Genomic DNA, 17091 nt, shown 5'->3' on the forward strand with positions numbered 1-17091 from the left:
GCGGGTCACTGGCGCAGATCAGCACCATGGACGAATATGTACCATAGCTGAGGTCACCGAGTCAAGAAAAAATTCCTATCGTGGAAAGCTGCCGGCACAAAAGCTGCCAACACTGCCGAACTCGCAGTCATCAGCATTACTCGCAATGCGGCCCCACTTGCCTCCCACAAGCCGCTCCTATATGAGATCAGCCATGAACACGCGCACCACCAACGCTTCCCGTCCGACCGGTTTTTCCGGCGAGACCGTGCGCGCGCTGGCTTCGACCCTGCTTCTTCTCGGCCTTATCGGCGATCGCCGGGTTCGCTGAAGGAGCGCCCGGCGGTCGAACCGCCGCGCAAGCGCATGCTCCTTGGCAATCACATCAAGCGAACGAAATTCTGGTAAGGCGCCGCTCGCCATCAATCCACCTGAGGGTGGATCCATGAGCCGCCGGGAGAAAAGACGATGAACGCACGAGAAGAGATCCGTTCCGATGCCGCGGTAGCCGGCAAGGATGCGGAACGAAGCATCCAGAACAAGGGCATGTCCGACGCAGCCCGCAAATATCAGTCCTATCCGACCGTCGGCCTCACCGACCGCACATGGCCCTCGAAGGTCATCGACAAGGCGCCGATCTGGTGCTCGGTCGACCTGCGCGACGGCAACCAGGCGCTGATCGATCCGATGGGCCATGAGCGCAAGGCACGCATGTTCGGCCTGCTGCTCGACATGGGCTTCAAGGAGATCGAGATCGGCTTCCCGTCGGCCTCGCAGACCGATTTCGACTTTGCCCGCTGGTGCATCGAGGAAGGCAACGTGCCCGCCGATGTCTCGCTGCAGGTGCTGGTGCAGTGCCGGCCGGAGCTGATCACCCGCACCTTCGAGGCGCTGAAGGGCGCCACCAACCCGATCGTCCATTTCTACAATTCGACCAGCGAGCTGCAGCGTCGCGTCGTCTTCGAAAAGGACGTCGGCGGCATCAAGCGGATCGCCACCGACGCCGCCAAGATGATCACCGACATGGCGGCCAAGGCCGGCGGAGGCTTTCGCTTCGAGTATTCGCCGGAGAGCTTTACCGGCACCGAACTCGAAGTGGCGCTGGAGATCTGCAACGCCGTCACCGAGATCGTCAGGCCGACGGCGGACAACAAGCTGATCGTCAACCTGCCCTCGACGGTCGAGATGTCGACACCCAACATCTATGCCGACCGCATCGAGTGGATGTGCCGCAACCTCGACAACCGGGAGAACCTGCTGGTCTCGCTGCATCCGCACAATGACCGCGGCACCGGCATCGCCACCACCGAACTCGGCCTGATGGCCGGCGCCGACCGTGTCGAAGGCACGCTGTTCGGCAATGGCGAGCGCACCGGCAATGTCGACATCGTCACGCTGGCGCTGAACATGTACACGCAAGGTGTCGATCCGTTGATCGACTGCTCCGACATCAACCGGATGAAGGACGTCTACGAATATTCGAACCAGTTGAAGATCCCCGAGCGCCACCCCTATGTCGGCGAACTCGTCTACACCGCCTTTTCCGGTTCGCACCAGGATGCCATCAACAAGGGCATGAAGGCGCTGAAGAAGGCCAATACGAGCCTGTGGGAAGTGCCCTATCTGCCGATCGATCCGGCCGATGTCGGCCGCAGCTATGAAGCCATCATCCGCATCAACTCGCAGTCCGGCAAGGGTGGCATCGCTTATGTGCTGCAGGCCGATTACGGCCTCAACTTGCCGCGCAATCTGCAGATCGAATTTAGCCAGGAAATCCAGGCGATCACCGACGCCGAGGGCAAGGAAGTGCCGGCCAGGCGTATCTACGAGCGCTTTCTCGAGACCTATGTCGATCAGCCGGCCGCGCGGCTGAAATTCCTCGATCACCACACCTATCCCAGCACCGAAATCAAGGGCCGGCGCGTCGTCGAGGCGGTCATCCTGGACAATGGCAAGGAAGTGACGATCTCCGGCACAGGCACCGGTCCGATCGACGGCTTCGTCGATGCGCTGTCGCGCCATGTCGGCGTCGAGATGTCGGTGCTCGACTATTCCGAGCACTCGATGCAGCGCGGCTCGAACGCGTCAGCCATTTCGTATGTCGAGATGGAGTATCCCCAGGGCAAGCTGTTCGGCGCCGGCATCAACACCAACATCGTCGCCGCCTCACTGGAGGCGGTGATGTCTGCCGCGAACCGTATCGTCGGTAAAAAAGCCGGCTGACGCCCGACGGGAACAAAGATCGGAACCCTCCCAACCTGGTGAACGGTTCCGATCTTTCGGGCCATTAACCACCGCGGAATTATCCGGTGGGTACGTGATCGCATAACGGGGTGTATACTTGTGTGGTGGTGCGGGACCTATATGATCGCGCCTCAACCTGTGCCGACTTCGAGAGGATCGACACTTGCAGCATGCCACGCCTGCCGCCCCCGCAGTGCGCGAGACACTGGAGCGACTGCTTGCCAGCCAAACGTTCGGCCGATCCGAACGCGCGCGCAAGCTGCTGCGTTATCTTGTCGAACGTGAACAGGCCGGCGAAGCCGACAGGCTCAAGGGCTTTTCCATTGCCATGGATGTTTTCGGCAAGGACGGCGACTTCGATCCGTCCACCGATGCCGTGGTGCGTGTGCAGGCAGGCAGGCTGCGCGAGCTTCTGCAGCACTATTTTGCCAATGAGGGAATTGCCGAGCCGGTCCGCATCGCCATTCCGCGCGGCGGCTATGTTCCTGCCTATGAATTGAACGCGATCCGCCTGCCGGATATTGCCGAGGCTGTTCCCGAACTCAGGCTGGACGGCGTCGTATCCGCCGATCGGTCCAACGAAGCCGGCACGGGCATGCTGGACGCGATGTCTCTGGCTTCCGTACCGATTTCGCCTGCCCCCTCGGTGGCGCGCCATCTCCGCTTTTTCTGGATGGCGATCGCCTTGGTCATCGCCATGCTGGGCGTACTGATCCTTCGCCAGGGCAGCACTGCCTTGCTGGCAGGCGGCGACATCTCGGCAACGCCGGAGATCGCTGGCGCAAGCGCAAGCGTCACGGCATCGGCAAGGGCTGACGCCCTTCCGCAAGTCTATATCGGACTCAAGGCTGACGGCCCCGACGCCAGCCGTGTCGCCGCATCGCTGCGCGCCGGCCTGAGTGGCTTCGATACCATCGACTTCATCGGCCGCGACACCGTCGGCGATCCGGCTGACGACGCTGCGAGCTTCATATTCGACGTCCTGCCCGGACCGGACGCGGGCGACATCACGATCGAACTGCAAAGCATGGCGTCCGGACGGGTGCTTCTATCGCGCAATCTCACCCCCGCCGACAGCGCACCTGCCGCGGTCGAAGACCGTATCGCCGACATGCTGAGCTCGGCACTCCCCGCCTCCGGCACCATCTACAACTATATCGAGCAGACCGGCACGCCAAACGGCCTGACGCAATGTCTGCTGCTCAACGGCAAATATTATCTCGACCAGAACGCCAGGACCCATGAGGCAGCCTACCGTTGCCTCGAGAAGCTGGCCAATGGTGGAACCAAGTCCTCGCTCGTCTATTCGGAACTTGCTTCCCTGCATCTCGAGGCGGTGTCCGATCATTACGCCTATCCGCCCAATGCGACGATTGAGACAGCCGTCGAGTTTGCCCATCGCGGCGTGCAGATGGGTCCGACCAGCCCTTATGCGCATCGCTCCTACGGCTATGTCAGTTCGCGCCTCGGCAATACGGACGAAGCGATCCGCTGGATGCGCAAGGCCTATGAACTCAACCCCTACGACCTCGGCATGGCCGCCGCTTACGGCTACGGGCTGATCTTCGCCGGACGATATGCCGAGGGAACGCCGATCCTCGATCATGCGGCGGAGACCTTCAGCGGGCACCCGACATGGTGGGACTACGGGCTGTTCGTTGGTGAGTTCATGCTCGGCGACATGAACAAGGCGGTCGCGGCCAGCATGGCACTGAGAACGACGGCAACGAAATCACACTATCTGGCGGCGCGGCTGGTCGGCGCCAAGGCTGCCGGACAGGACCATCTGGTGAGCACGCTGCTGAAACAGCTGACCACCGAGTTCCCCAAATTTGCCGCCGATCCGCGGGCGACTTTCGTCGAGCGGAAATATCCGGCCGACCTGACCGACCGGCTGGTCCAGGCACTCCGCGCTGCCGGGCTCGGCAGCCCAAGCTGACACCATCGACGTCCGCGCACTGGCTGCGCCGCGTCCCGATGGATTTCCTGCGCTCCGATCGCCGATTGCCGATTGGTGGCCAAGTTCTGTACACAACCGTACAAATCGCGAAAATTTTACTGGTCATCACGTTGGACTAGGAGCAATTCAGCCATCATTGGTGTCGCGCATTCTGCAATAACAAAAAAATCAGCTTTCATGACCGCATCACTTTTTGCCGCCGAAGAGGGTGTTGGCTCGAAGGCCATCGTCCTGCTGCACGGTTTCGGCGGCTGCCATGATGTATGGCGCGAGGTGATTTCCGCCCTGACGCCTTCCACGCATACGCTGGCCTATGATCTGCCTGGGTATGGGATGTCGCTCGATTTTCCCGCCGCCGGTCCGGCCAGGGTGGCGGCCAAGGCCGTGCTCGCCGATCTCTCTGAGCGTCGCCTGAAGCGCGTTCATCTCGTGGGCCACTCGATGGGCGGTGCCGTGGCGGCGCTGATGGCGCTGGCCGAGCCTGAAAAGATAGCCTCGCTGACGCTTCTGGCGCCGGGCGGCCTTGGCCCCGAAATCAATGGACCGCTATTGCGCCGCTATGCCGAAGCCTCGGATCGGTCCGAGATCCGCTCCTGCCTCGCCGTCATGTCGGGACCTTCAGCCCCGCCACTCGAACATATGGTGGACACCCTTTGGGAAATGCGCAGGCGACCCGGCCAACTCGAAAAGCTGGTCGAGATCGCAGCCGCCATGACCGTGGACGGTCGGCAAGGCGTCATCCCGCACGATCGCCTCGATGGACTGAACATGCCAGTGATGGTGGCATGGGGAACCAACGATGCGGTGCTGCCCTTTACCCAGGCGGATGACCTGCCGGCGCATTTTCACGTGCACCACGTGCTGGAGGCCGGCCATATGCTGGCTGAGGAAGCCCCCGGCCTTGTTGCCGAGATCATTCGCCGCAACACCAATCGTCGCGCCAGGCCACATCGCCAGAAATTCGCCGCAGCAGCCAGCTGACCTTTTTCGCACGACAACCTTCCTGGGCACCCCGGGGGCCGTCGATCTCGCCAGTGCATTTTGCCGGCGGCTGTGTTAACCCGGTGTTAACCAAACCCACGAGGCAGACGCCGATGAAGGAAGCAGGCGAGAAGACCATCGACCAGTCCAAGAAACTGTCCGATGCCATCCGTGATGTCAAAAATGCCTTCGCCGACCGCGACGACGTCGTCGTCGACATGCGCGAGGCGCATCGCATGCGCCTCGATCTGCTCGCCGCCGAACTGGCACCGGTTTTTGCCGATGTTCCGGCCGACATGGACAATTTCGACTTTGTCGTCTCGTCCGGCTTGCAGCCGCGCTTGTGGATCGACGCCATCAGTCATGTCGCCATGGGGCGCGACCGCCGGACCTATCGCTTCCTCAAGGACACCCGTATCGGCCGGGTGGTGCTTGCCGAATCCACCGAGATGAAGCCGGTTGCCCATTCCGTGACACGCTATGTCGCGGAGCGCATTGTCGAGCGTCAGAGGATGCTGGAAGGCGGCGTCGAACCGGCCGTCGCCGGCATGAAACGTGCCTATGTGCCGGAAGCCGAACCGCCGCTGCGCGCGACGGCGCGCGGCAAACGCTGGTCGGCCTTTCTGTCCGGGCTTGGCCTTGTGGCTGCCGGTGCCCTGGTCGGTCTTCTCGTGTCCATCGTCCTGTTCTGGGACCGCATCGTCGCCATGGTAGTCAGCTTGCGGCCATAGCGGCGCCAGTCACGGCACCGAGTTCCAGCGTCTGCAGATCGGATGGCGGCATGGACGGCCCGGTCAGGCCGCGCCGCGTCAGCCGGATCCGCCAATTGCCCGTCTCGCCGTCAATGTCGAACAGATTGTACTGCGCCGCCGGGTTCTTGCCGCCCGGCGCCTGGCCGGCGGCGGCGACGCCGACCGCTGGGATCCTGACTCCGCGATCGCCGATGAAGAACAGCGACGGCAGATGTGAATGGCCGTGCAGGACAAGGTCGGCGCCGTGGCGGCGAATGATCTTGTTGAAGCGGGCAATGCCGAACAGCCGCTTGTGCTGCGGGACCGCGCCGCGCACCGGCGGATGATGGATCATGATGGCGCGGAACAGCCCCTGTCCGGCGGTATCCCCGAGGATTTTGCCGAGCCGCTTCGCCTGGCCTTCCATGAAGAAACCATTGGCCATGAAGGGTGCCGTGGCGCGCGCCGTCGAGACACCGATCAGCGCGACGTTGCCGCGCACGCGCAGATAGGGAAATGCGTTACGATCGACCGGCGTGTTGACGCCGTCGCCGCTCATCCACGCCGCCCAGGATCGGCAGACCTTGTCGAAGGCGCCTGGCACATAGGCGTCGTGGTTGCCCGGAACGACCGAAACATCATGCGCCGGCCCCAGCGTCTCCAACCAGTGCCTGGCCATCTCGATCTCGCCGTCAAGTGCCAGATTGACCAGGTCGCCGGTGACGGCGAGGTGGTCAGGCGTGTTCGCCTTGATGTCGGCGACGATCGTGTCAATGACCGCATCATGCATATGGCGGCGGCGGTTGCGCTGCCAGTTGACATAGCCGAGCACGCGCTTGGAGGCGAGATCGCGATAGGATACATCGGGGAGCGGCCCCAGATGGACATCGGAAATATGCGCGAGCCTGAACATACAACCTTCATAGGCGACCCGCGCGCGGCTTTCCACCCACGGTTTCGCTATCAATGACGAGCCCTGAAGATGCCTTCCGCCAGACCGGCTGGCCAGGTTTGAGGGCCAGGCTGTTCCATCTCTATTTCGTGCTGCGGAGGCCGATGACGCTTGGCGTGCGCGGCTTGATCCACGACAGGGCGTCCAGGTCCGTCTTCCTTATTCGCCATACCTATGTACCGGGCTGGCAGCTTCCCGGCGGCGGCGTCGAAGTCGGCGAGACGATGAACGAGGCACTGGCCCGTGAACTGGCCGAGGAAGGCAACATCGCTCTCACCGCCCCGCCGGTGCTCAAATCGATGCATTTCAACCGCCGCTCCAGCCGCCGCGACCATGTCGGCTTTTATTTGCTCGAGCATTTCAGCCAGACGGCGCCGAAGCTGCCGGACCACGAAATCGCCGAAGCCGGCTTCTTCCCGCTCGACGGCTTGCCGCAGGGCACGACGCCGGCGACGCTGCGCCGGATCGCCGAGGTTTTTGACGGCGAGCAGCCCTCGCCCTACTGGTAGATCAGGCTGCCGCTTTCTCGAAGCGCGCCCGGTCATGCCGTGCGGCATAATCCAGATCCGGTCCGACAGGCACGATCCGCGTCGGATTGATTGTCTGGTGGCTGCCGTAATAATGCGCCTTGATATGATGCAGATTCACCGTCCCGGCCACATCAGGCACCTGATAGAGATCGCGCAGATAGTTGGACAGGTTCGGGTAGTCGGCGATACGGCGCAGATTGCATTTGAAATGGCCGACATAGACCGGATCGAAGCGCACCAGCGTGGTGAACAGCCGCCAGTCGGCTTCGGTGATACGATCGCCGACGAGATAGCGCTGCTTCGACAGCCGCTCCTCCAGCGTATCCAGCGCTGTGAACAATTCACCGAACGCCTCTTCATAGGCACGTTGCGTGGTGGCGAAGCCGGCGCGATAGACGCCGTTGTTGACCGCGGGATAGACCAGCGCATTGATCCGATCGATCTCGCCGCGCAACGCCTTCGGATAGAAATCGAGGCTGGCGTCGCCCCATTCGTCGAAGGCTGAATTCAGCATGCGGATGATTTCGGAAGACTCATTGGAGACGATGGTCTGCTCCTTTTTGTCCCACAGCACCGGCACCGTCACCCGGCCCGAATAGGCGGGATCGGCCTTGGCATAGATCTGGTGCAGGAAGTCGAGGCCGTAAAGCGTGTCGCCCGTGGCGCCGTCCTCAGCCACGAACGTCCAGCCGTTGGCGCCCATGAAATGATGCACCACCGACACCGATATGACGCCTTCCAGCTTCTTCAGCGCGCGAAAGATCAACGTCCGGTGGGCCCACGGACAGGCAAGCGAGACATAGAGGTGATAGCGGCCGGGCTCGGCCTTGAAACCGCGCGTCCGGCCTTCAGCCGGCTTGCCGTCAACAGTGATCCAGTCGCGCCATTGCGACTGCGTCCGCACGAAGCTGCCACCATTGTCCGCCGTATCATACCAGCGATCCTGCCATCTTCCTTCAACCAGCAATCCCATGCAAATCTCCTTGCGTCCTGTTGGTTGATGTAGGCACAAGGCTGCCCTGTCGAAGACGTCAGGTGCTGAACAGACCGTCACTTGGCAGAAATGACGGACAAAAACGGCCGATTGCAGCGGCGGGAAATTGATGCTAGCGGACAATCCGCATGTTCGACTTTGCTTTGATCCGGTTTGACCGACGACGAAAGGGCGCCCGCGCTTGATGAAGCGCTGACTGGCGAATGCTGCCGTTTGCAGCAAACCTCTCCTCCTTGTATCGGACCGCAACGACCATGAGCCTTGCCGACGTGAAATACCTGCCGGAAACCCCGGCGCACGACCCCGAGATCGAAGCCATCAACGACGAAGCCTTCGGGCCCGGCCGCTTTGTGCTGGCCGCTTACAAGATCCGTGAAGCCGGAGGGCACGAGCGCTCGCTGTCCTTTGTCGCCGTCGACGGCGACCTTGTCGTCGCCTCGGTGCGCATGACCCGCATCGCCGCCGGCGCCGGCCGCGCATTGATGCTCGGGCCGCTCGCGGTGCGGCCGGCCTTCAAGAATCTCGGCATCGGCCGCCGGCTGGTGGCGATCGCGCTGGAGGCCGCCGCCAAGACCGGCGCACCTGCCGTCATGCTGGTCGGTGACGAGCCCTATTACGGGCCGCTCGGTTTCAAGCGGATTCCGCGCGGCCAGATTTCGATGCCGCGCCCCGTCGATCTCGACCGGCTGCTGTCGCACGAGATCGCGCCGGGCGCGGTCGCCAGGCTCTTGGGCGAGGTCGGCCACGCCGATCAGGCCAGGGTGGCCGATCCTGCCGCGGCGATGGCTTGACCTTTCCCATCGATCTGGCGCCTGATCCGTCCACTGTTCCTGAGATCAAAGGATGACGCCATGAACCCGAACGGCCAGATCGCGATCGTCACCGGCGGCGGCTCCGGCCTTGGCGAGGCAACGGCGCGCGCGCTGGCGGCCAAGGGCGCCCGCGTCGCCATCTTCGATGTCGGTATCGATCGCGCGGCCAAGGTCGCGGCCGAGATCGGCGGTATAGCCGTCCAGTGCGACGTCAGCAGCGCCGACAGCGGGACCGCTGCCCTCGCCGACGTTACGGCCAAGCTTGGCCAGCCACGGATCCTGGTCAACTGCGCCGGCATCGCCATCGGCGTGAAGACGATCGGCAAGGATGGTCCCCACCCCCTTGATCAGTATCGCAAGGTGATCGAGGTCAATCTGATCGGCACGTTCAACATGATCCGCCTCGTTGCCGAGCGCGCGTCGAAGCTCGAGCCGCTGCAGGGCGGCGAGCGCGGCGTCATCGTCAACACCGCTTCGGTTGCCGCTTATGATGGCCAGATCGGTCAGGCCGCCTATGCGGCTTCCAAGGGCGGCGTCGTCGGCATGACGCTGCCGGTGGCGCGCGATCTTGCCCGTTCCGGCATCCGCGTCTGCACCATCGCTCCCGGCATCTTCAAGACGCCTATGATGGCCGGCATGCCGCAGGAAGTTCAGGATTCGCTGGGCGCCGCCGTGCCATTCCCGTCGCGCCTGGGCGAACCATCCGAATATGCTGCTCTCGCCCTGCACATCGTCGAGAACCAGATGCTGAACGGCGAGACCATTCGCCTCGACGGCGCCATTCGCATGGCGCCGAAATAGAAGGTCATGAGCGCCGGCCTGTCCGCTGCCGCTAAAACCGGGCCGCTGGCCGGGCTGAAGGTGATCGAGATGGCCGGGCTCGGCCCGGTGCCGCTGGCCGGCCTGATGCTGTCGGAGATGGGCGCGCAAGTGTTGCGCATCGAACGGGCGGGGACGAGTCAACTCCTGTCGCTGCCGGATGAGTACAACATCGACCGCCATGGCCGCGCCGTCCTGCGCCTAGACCTGAAGCGCCGTGAAGGCACCGATCTGTTGCTGCGCCTTGCCGAAAAGGCGGACATGTTGCTCGAAGGCTTTCGCCTGGGCGTGATGGAGCGGCTCGGCCTCGGCCCGGAAGCGGTGCTGGCGCGTAACCCCGCGCTGATCTACGGCCGTATGACCGGCTTCGGCCAGGACGGCCCGCTCGCCGGCCGCGCCGGCCACGACATCACCTACCTCGCCTATAGCGGCGTGCTGCACGCCATCGGCCATGCCGACGGCCGTCCCGTCCCGCCGCTCAACCTTGTCGCCGACTATGGCGGTGGCGCCATGATGCTGATTGCCGGCGTGCTGGCCGCCCTGTTCCAACGTTCGCGCACGGGCAAGGGTGAAGTCATCGACGCCGCGATGGTCGACGGTGCCTCGATGCTGGCGGTGCCCCTGCACGCCTTGACGGCGGCCGGCTTGTGGAGCGACAAGCGCGGCGCGAACCTGCTCGATTCCGGCGCCCCGTTCTACGACACCTATGAGACGGCGGATGGCGGGCACATCGCCATTGGCTGCCTCGAGCCGCAATTCTTCGCCGAATTCGCCAGGCTGCTGCCGCTCGACGGGCGCTTTGTGTCCGGCCAGTACGACAAGGCCCTGTGGCCGCCGATGCGCGCCGCCATTGCCGAACGGGTCCGGCAGAAAGCGCGCGACAACTGGGACCTGCTGTTTGCGCAAACCGATGCCTGCGTGGCCCCCGTCCTGTCGCTGCAAGAGGCGAAGCACCACCCGCACAATCGGGCACGCAACGCCTCTGTGACGACAGGTGCATTTGAGCGCCCGGCCCCCGCGCCGCGTTTCTCGAGCTCGCAACCGACATTGGCCACTATGCCAGGCAATGAGGATTTGTCGCCATCGGCAATTCTGGCACGTTTCGGCTTTGCGAAAGCCGAGATCGACGATCTTGTCAAATCCAGCTTGCTGACCGATAACTAGAGAAGAAAGATCAACTTACTGTGGTGCTGCCTTGGACGAGCCGAAAAAGGACGTGATCCGCGAGACGGACGCCGAAGCGATCCGGCTGGCGAAGACGCTTCTGCGCAGCGCCCGCTTTGGCGCCCTGGCGGTGATCGAACCGCAAACCGGCTCGCCGCTGGCCAGCAGGGTCGGCGTGGCCACCGACATCGACGGCGCGCCGCTGATCCTGGTTTCGATGCTTTCGGCGCACACCGGCGCTCTGCTTGCCGATCCGCGCTGTTCCCTGTTGCTCGGCGAACCGGGCAAGGGCGACCCGCTGGCGCACCCGCGCCTGACATTGATCTGCCAGGCGGCACGGCTTGAGCGCGGATCAGCCGAACACGCCCGCACCGAGCGCCGTTATCTCAATCACAATCCCAGGGCGAATCTTTACGCCGGTCTCGGCGACTTTTCGATCTTTCGCCTCGGTCCGCAACGCGCCAGCCTCAACGGCGGCTTCGGCAAGGCCTATCAGCTCGATCGATCGGATTTGCTCGCCAGCGGACCGGTCGTCGAGGAACTCGCGGCGCGCGAACAATCCGCCATCGACCACATGAACGCCGACCATCTCGACGCAATCGCCGTTTACGCACAGCATTTCGCCAAAGCGTCCGGAAACGGCTGGCGTGTTGCCGGATTCGATGCCGATGGCATGGATCTGGTGTCGGGCGACGATGTTTGCCGGGTCTTTTACCCACACCCTTTGGCGGCGGCAGGCGAATTGCGGCACGTTCTGGTCGATATGGCCAAGGCCGGCCGAGCCATGGCCGACGCCGGGACTGAGACTTAATTATGCTGGATCAAAAGCAACACTTGAGATTTAAGTGAAATGCTCTACCTTTTGGTGACGCTGAATCGCCAGCGCCGATCGACAAGTGAATTTATGGAATCAGACGCCATTGCCCCCATGGCGTCGGGATGAACAGGAAGCATGGGGGATCGATGGTCTCGACAAAGCTAATCGTGAACGCCGAATCGGCGGCAGAGTTTCTCATGCTGATGGGCAATGAGAAGCGACTGTTGATCATGAGCTATCTCGCCGAAGGTGAAATGTCGGTTGGAGCCATTGCTGAGAAGGTGATGCTCAGCCAATCCGCCCTGTCCCAGCACCTCGCCAAGTTGCGGGCGCTCGACCTGGTCGAGACCCGCCGCGACCGGCAGATGATCTACTACTCCTGCAAATCCGACGCCGTGCGAGAACTGCTTGTCATGCTGGACGGCATTTTCGGCAGCGGCAAGGATGACCTGTCCCAGATGGCGCACCGTTTGCGCCGTGCTGGAACCTGACCACATAGCGCCGATCTCGCCGGTGATTTCAGAGCGACATGCGCCCATCCGGGGCGTACAGAGCTGGCTGATTGTCCCGAATTGTCGCATCGTGCTTTCCAAACAAGGTGAGCGCCGGGAAGCGGTCCGGATTTTCGGGCCGATGCGACGGTCGCGAGGAATGCATGGATCCCATTCGCATCGACGACCCGCAAGATCCGCGCGTCGCTGCCTATCTCGACATTCGCGAGCGTGACCTCGCCGGCCGGCAAGGCCGCTTCGTCGCCGAAGGCAAGGTGGTGCTCGACCTGCTGCTCTCGACCGGGCGCTTTGCCGCCGAATCGATCCTGGTCCTGGAAAACCGGCTGGCAGGTCTCGACAACATCCTGAGCAAGGCGCCCGCCGACCTCCCGGTCTATGTCGCCACCAGCGAGGTGATGGACGCTATCGCCGGATTTCATATGCATCGCGGAATCCTGGCCATTGGCCGCAAGGGAGAGCCGCAGCCGGCCGAAGACCTGCTCGATGGCTTGCCGCCTCGGGCGCTCGTCGTAGTGCTCGTCGGTATCGCCAACCATGACAATGTGGGCTCGATCTTCCGCAATGCCGCCGCCTTTGGCGCTGACGCTGTTCTGCTGGATGCGACATGCTGCGACCCGCTCTATCGCAAGGCGATCCGCGTTTCGGTCGGCGCCGCGCTCAAGATCCCCTTCGCATCGTTCTCCGATACCGCCGGCTTCACAACGATGCTCGCCCGACGTGGCTTCGAACAATTCGCGCTGTCGCCACGCGGGAAGACCGACATCCGCGATGCGCAGCGCAGTAAGCGCCTGGCGCTCTATCTCGGCACCGAGGGCGAAGGCTTGCCGGACAACCTGCTCGCAAGCCTGCGCAACGTGCGGATTACCATGGCGGAAGCCTTCGACAGCCTGAATGTCGCCGCGGCTTCAGCCATCGCGCTGCATCATTTTTCGGCTAGAGCAATTCTAGGAAAAGTGTGAAGCGGTTTTCCGTCCAGAATTGCGTCAAAGCAAAGAGTTCGGGCATTTCGCCGTTTCCGTGAAACGGTGAAATACTCTAAAGAGGCCTGATTCAGCTTGTCGCGTCAGCCTTCTGCAGCGCGCGCACGCGGTCGGCAAGACTGCGGTCACCATTGCCGGAGCGTGCGTCCGACGGTATCGCCAATGCCTTGGCGATCGGCGAACCAGGCCCCTCGAGCTTGGCCGTCAGATGGACGACCTCCGCCGCCAGTTCGTTCATCTGCTCGCGCAAGGCGGAGCTGCTGTCCGTGGCCTTGGACACTGCCAGTGCGGTGAGATCCGCCTTCAGCCGCTTGTTCTCTCGCGCCAGCGCCGCCAGCCTCGCCTCGAGCTGCTCACGGTCGCTGTCGAGCTTGGCGATTGCCTTGTCGAAATCATCGCTCCCCGCGACATCGCCGCCCTTGCCGACCAGCCGCAAGGCTGGCGCGCTGTCTTCGGATTTCGATCTTTCGCGCATGCGTGCCAGTTCCTTTTCGCGGCGGTCGAGTTTGTCTTCGCGATCGGCAAGTGTGGCCAGCAGCCGCTCGACCTTCTTGTCGAGCTCGGCGGTCCTTTTCTTCTCGGCTTTCAGGGCCTCCCGCGCGGCCTTGCTTTCAGCCACGATTTCCTGGCCGCGCCTGTCGGCTTCCTTGCGCTGGCCGCGCAGCATCGCAATGTCACTGGCGAGCTTCTGCATTTCGGACTCTCGCGCCACGAGCTCGATCTGCCGGCTGCTCGAGGAAAAACTGGCGTCGTCATACATGCGCTCCAGCTTTTCCAGCTCAACTGCGCGCTTTTCCAGCTTGCGCTCGGTTTCCTTCAGCCGCTCCGAAAGCTGCTGCAACTCGCCCTCTCGTTGACGCAGCGCTTCGTTCTTCGCGCCCAGCTCGGTCAGCGCCTGGTTCTTGTCCGTCCGCTCGACCGCCAGGCCCTTTATGGCCTCGCGACCGCGATTGATCTCGACGAGTTGTTCGGCCGCCTTCTCTCGCAACGCCTTGACGCCGATTTCCAGGCGGCGCGTCGTCATAGCGTATTCGGCGCGGATGCGATCCTTGTCCGCCTGGATCTCGGTTTGCGTCAGAGGGATCGAGGATTCGACGCGTCTGCGTGTAAGCGCGACCGCACGACGCCATATGGCCGGAGCCACCATGAGCGCCAGAAAGCCAGCGCAGAGAAAGCCGAGGACGAAGAACAGGACCGACTGGACCAAGTGACTACCCGTTGTGGCCGGTAAGCATCAAACCAGATAAACCAAAAGCGCATAGAGCGCTTGACTGTGCCACGTTGACATGGCGGAAATCCAGCGTTGCGGCAAGGGTTTGCCGCAACGCCACGAGTTTAATGCATGTCGACCCAAAAGCGGTCCCGGTTTTGGGCAACGACAGCCAAGGACTTCAGCTTAGAACGGATTCCAGGTGGCGCGCTCGGTAAGCTTCAGATAGCCGAGATTGACGCCAAGCCGGGCACCGACACCGGTGCGGATCGGCACCAAAATCACATTGTTGTTCTTCAGCACGTTGAAGCCGACGCCAGCCACCACATAGGCCGAACCGGCGACGCCGCCATAGCGGTTGTAGAGGCTGCCCACATCGTCGAGATTGTAGACCAGCATCATCACCCGCGACCCCTCGCCGCCGAAATCCCAGCCGAGTGACGGGCCTTGCCAGAACACTTTGTGGTCGCCGGCATTCTTGGTGTAGAGCGTGCCTTCGCCATAGGTCAGGCCACCGATCAGCGCACCCGAGCCTTCTTCGCCCAGCAGATAGCCGTTGGGCAGGCCGTAGGAGGCAAAAATCTTCTCGATCACCGTGGCGAGCCCGCCCGATGTCGCGCCAAAAAATTTGTGACCGGAATCGACAATCTCCTGAGCGGTGTATTCCTGGGCCCGCAGGGCTGAAGTCGAGAAGACGAGAACGCCCAGGAGCGTGACCGCCATTGAGAAGACACGGAGAAAGCTCCGGTCGTAGTATCGGGAAAACATGCTTCCAATCTCCGTCAGGGAGCACCTTCGCCGACGCCTCGCACCCCGTACGGCTCTTTTAGCCGGCCGTTAAGGGTAACTGTTAGGGGCAAACTATGCCGTAATCCTTTTTCAACCATTAAGCTCACACATGAACATGGCGGTTCGAAGGCTGTTTGGGGTCGCTCAAGTGGGGCCGGCAGCCTGCGTGAACACGCCATTTGCCACAACCACAATTTGGATTTGTTGCTGCACGCACGGGCGCTGTGTATTCAGAAAGCCCGAGGAGAGAGTGCGTGATTCGTGTGGCAGGCGACGATCGATCGCCCGGCCATGAGTTGTGAGATTTTGCAGGGATTTTTCGCCGATGGCCGATCTGTTCACCCTTTCCGCACCCGATCTGGCAGCGCTTTTGTGCAGTCGGGTCTGCCACGACATCATCTCGCCGGTCGGCGCGATCAACAACGGGCTCGAATTGCTTGATGAAGGCGGCGCCGACGAGGACGCGATGAAGCTGATCCGCCAGAGCGCCCGCAACGCTTCGGCCCGCCTGCAGTTCGCCCGCATCGCCTTCGGTGCCGCCGGCTCGGCCGGCATGTTGATCGATACCGGCGATGCCGAAGCGGTCGCCATCGCCTTCCTCAAGAACGAAAAGCCGGAACTGACCTGGAACGGGCCCCGCGCGTTGCTGCCCAAGAACAAGGTCAAGCTGCTGCTCAACCTGATCCTCGTCGCCAATGCCGCCATTCCGCGCGGCGGCAAGCTTTCCGTGACGCTGGAAAATCTTGAGACCGAACCGCGTTTCGCGCTTGCGTCGGCCGGCCCGATGCTGCGTGTGCCGCCGAAGTTCCTCGAACTGCATTCCGGCCACAAGCCGGAGGAACCGATCGACGCGCATTCCGTGCAGCCCTACTACACGCTGCTTCTGGCGCGCGAAGCCGGCATGACGATATCGATCCACGCGACGCCGGAAGAAATCGTCCTTTCTGCGGCCTGATTGCGCAGCCGATAAAGCGAAGTATTTCTACATTGAAATCTGTAATTCCAGCTCATCGACTTGAGATGCATCTGGTCGTCCAGGCAGTGCCAAAGCATTCGCGAATAAAAGCAGGCACCTGCCTATCTTTGTAAAAATTTTACCTAACGCCTTTTCGGCTTCTTTACCAGATTGGCCTATGGTCCGCCCTGGATGCCCCCGACGCTACCGGACTGCCAGAAGGCAAAGAGGACCCGGAAATGAAACGCTGCATGTTCGTCGACGATTCAAGCGTCATCAGGAAGGTTGCAAAACGCATCCTGGGCGGCTCCGAAATGATTGTCATCGAGGCCGCCAGCGGACTTGACGCGTTGGAGATGTGCGCCGCCGACATGCCCGACATCATCGTCGTCGATGGCGCCTTGCCCGACGTACCGGCGGTCGATCTCATCCGTCGCGTCCGCGCCATGGAGAGCCCGATAAGGCCGCAGATCCTGATTTCCCTGGTCGAGCTCGATATTGCTTCGATCATGCGGGCCAAGCGCGCCGGCGCCCAGGGCTATCTCTTGAAGCCGTTCAACCGCCCGCAACTGCTCGAGCGCTTTCGCACCTTGAAGAGCGCAACTGATTCGGCACCCTTGAGCAATTCCAGAAAAAGTGCGTGACGGTTTCCTGCTCGGAAG

The 17091-nt window shown here is 62.4% G+C and carries 17 protein-coding genes; 13 read left to right on the plus strand and 4 right to left on the minus strand.

What is annotated here, in order from left to right; genetic code table 11:
• The first annotated feature begins 525 nt into the window (after positions 1-525).
• The 4 genes from leuA (at position 526) to NKI99_RS08275 (ending at position 5895) form a co-directional block, all read left to right on the plus strand.
• Positions 526-2202: a 2-isopropylmalate synthase gene (leuA, locus tag NKI99_RS08260; protein ID WP_352610542.1), complete on the plus strand. Its 1677-nt coding sequence runs from the start codon at positions 526-528 to the stop codon at positions 2200-2202.
• A gap of 184 nt (positions 2203-2386) precedes the next feature.
• Positions 2387-4162 (plus strand): tetratricopeptide repeat protein, encoded by a 1776-nt coding sequence (locus tag NKI99_RS08265; protein WP_023809895.1) that lies wholly within the window; start codon positions 2387-2389, stop codon positions 4160-4162.
• A gap of 198 nt (positions 4163-4360) precedes the next feature.
• Positions 4361-5164, plus strand: a complete 804-nt coding sequence (locus tag NKI99_RS08270; RefSeq protein ID WP_023809896.1) for an alpha/beta fold hydrolase — start codon at positions 4361-4363, stop codon at positions 5162-5164.
• Positions 5165-5277: 113 nt separating this feature from the next.
• Entirely contained in the window at positions 5278-5895 is a 618-nt protein-coding gene (locus tag NKI99_RS08275) for a hypothetical protein (protein WP_023809897.1), read from the plus strand.
• On the opposite strand, the gene NKI99_RS08280 is transcribed toward NKI99_RS08275, so the two are convergent.
• Positions 5879-6808 (minus strand): metallophosphoesterase family protein, encoded by a 930-nt coding sequence (locus NKI99_RS08280; RefSeq protein WP_128303702.1) that lies wholly within the window; start codon positions 6806-6808, stop codon positions 5879-5881. The genes NKI99_RS08275 and NKI99_RS08280 overlap by 17 nt on opposite strands.
• 53 nt (positions 6809-6861) lie before the next feature.
• On the opposite strand from NKI99_RS08280, the gene NKI99_RS08285 reads away from it, so the two are divergent.
• A complete protein-coding gene (locus NKI99_RS08285) occupies positions 6862-7356 on the plus strand; it encodes an NUDIX domain-containing protein (protein WP_023809899.1) in 495 nt (164 codons plus the stop codon).
• 1 nt (position 7357) lies between these two features.
• Here NKI99_RS08285 and NKI99_RS08290 read toward each other — a convergent pair whose 3' ends face one another.
• Positions 7358-8350, minus strand: coding sequence for a glutathione S-transferase family protein (locus NKI99_RS08290; protein ID WP_023809900.1), 993 nt, complete (start codon positions 8348-8350; stop codon positions 7358-7360).
• 275 nt (positions 8351-8625) lie between these two features.
• Here NKI99_RS08290 and NKI99_RS08295 point away from each other — a divergent pair, with 275 nt between their 5' ends.
• The 6 genes from NKI99_RS08295 to NKI99_RS08320 all read left to right on the plus strand — a co-directional run bounded on the left by NKI99_RS08295 (position 8626) and on the right by NKI99_RS08320 (position 13454).
• The gene (locus NKI99_RS08295; RefSeq protein ID WP_352610515.1) at positions 8626-9162 is read left to right on the plus strand and encodes a GNAT family N-acetyltransferase; all 537 of its coding nucleotides are present in this window, start codon (positions 8626-8628) and stop codon (positions 9160-9162) included.
• 60 nt (positions 9163-9222) lie between these two features.
• Entirely contained in the window at positions 9223-9984 is a 762-nt protein-coding gene (locus tag NKI99_RS08300; protein ID WP_128303701.1) for a 3-hydroxyacyl-CoA dehydrogenase, read from the plus strand.
• 6 nt (positions 9985-9990) lie between these two features.
• Positions 9991-11166, plus strand: coding sequence for a CaiB/BaiF CoA transferase family protein (locus NKI99_RS08305; RefSeq protein ID WP_352610516.1), 1176 nt, complete (start codon positions 9991-9993; stop codon positions 11164-11166).
• Positions 11167-11197: 31 nt separating this feature from the next.
• Complete coding sequence (locus NKI99_RS08310) at positions 11198-11977, plus strand: HugZ family pyridoxamine 5'-phosphate oxidase (RefSeq protein ID WP_023809904.1); 780 nt, start codon at positions 11198-11200, stop codon at positions 11975-11977.
• Between the two features lie 152 nt (positions 11978-12129).
• Complete coding sequence (locus tag NKI99_RS08315; protein ID WP_023809905.1) at positions 12130-12474, plus strand: ArsR/SmtB family transcription factor; 345 nt, start codon at positions 12130-12132, stop codon at positions 12472-12474.
• 164 nt (positions 12475-12638) lie between these two features.
• Positions 12639-13454, plus strand: a complete 816-nt coding sequence (locus NKI99_RS08320) for a TrmH family RNA methyltransferase (protein ID WP_352610517.1) — start codon at positions 12639-12641, stop codon at positions 13452-13454.
• Between the two features lie 91 nt (positions 13455-13545).
• Here the strand turns inward: NKI99_RS08320 and NKI99_RS08325 are convergent, their stop codons facing one another.
• Positions 13546-14682 (minus strand): coiled-coil domain-containing protein, encoded by a 1137-nt coding sequence (locus tag NKI99_RS08325; RefSeq protein WP_352610518.1) that lies wholly within the window; start codon positions 14680-14682, stop codon positions 13546-13548.
• A gap of 189 nt (positions 14683-14871) precedes the next feature.
• Positions 14872-15408, minus strand: a complete 537-nt coding sequence (locus tag NKI99_RS08330; protein ID WP_245273156.1) for a DUF1134 domain-containing protein — start codon at positions 15406-15408, stop codon at positions 14872-14874.
• A 391-nt stretch (positions 15409-15799) separates the two neighbouring features.
• Here NKI99_RS08330 and chpT point away from each other — a divergent pair, with 391 nt between their 5' ends.
• Entirely contained in the window at positions 15800-16429 is a 630-nt protein-coding gene (gene chpT / locus NKI99_RS08335; protein WP_024504504.1) for a histidine phosphotransferase ChpT, read from the plus strand.
• Positions 16430-16668: 239 nt separating this feature from the next.
• On the plus strand, positions 16669-17073 hold the full coding sequence (locus NKI99_RS08340) for a response regulator (protein WP_128303696.1): 405 nt from the start codon (positions 16669-16671) through the stop codon (positions 17071-17073).
• The last annotated feature ends 18 nt before the right edge of the window (positions 17074-17091 follow it).

Origin of the sequence: Mesorhizobium sp. M0239, assembly GCF_040321815.1 — a bacterium.
Taxonomy (GTDB): Bacteria; Pseudomonadota; Alphaproteobacteria; order Rhizobiales; family Rhizobiaceae; genus Mesorhizobium.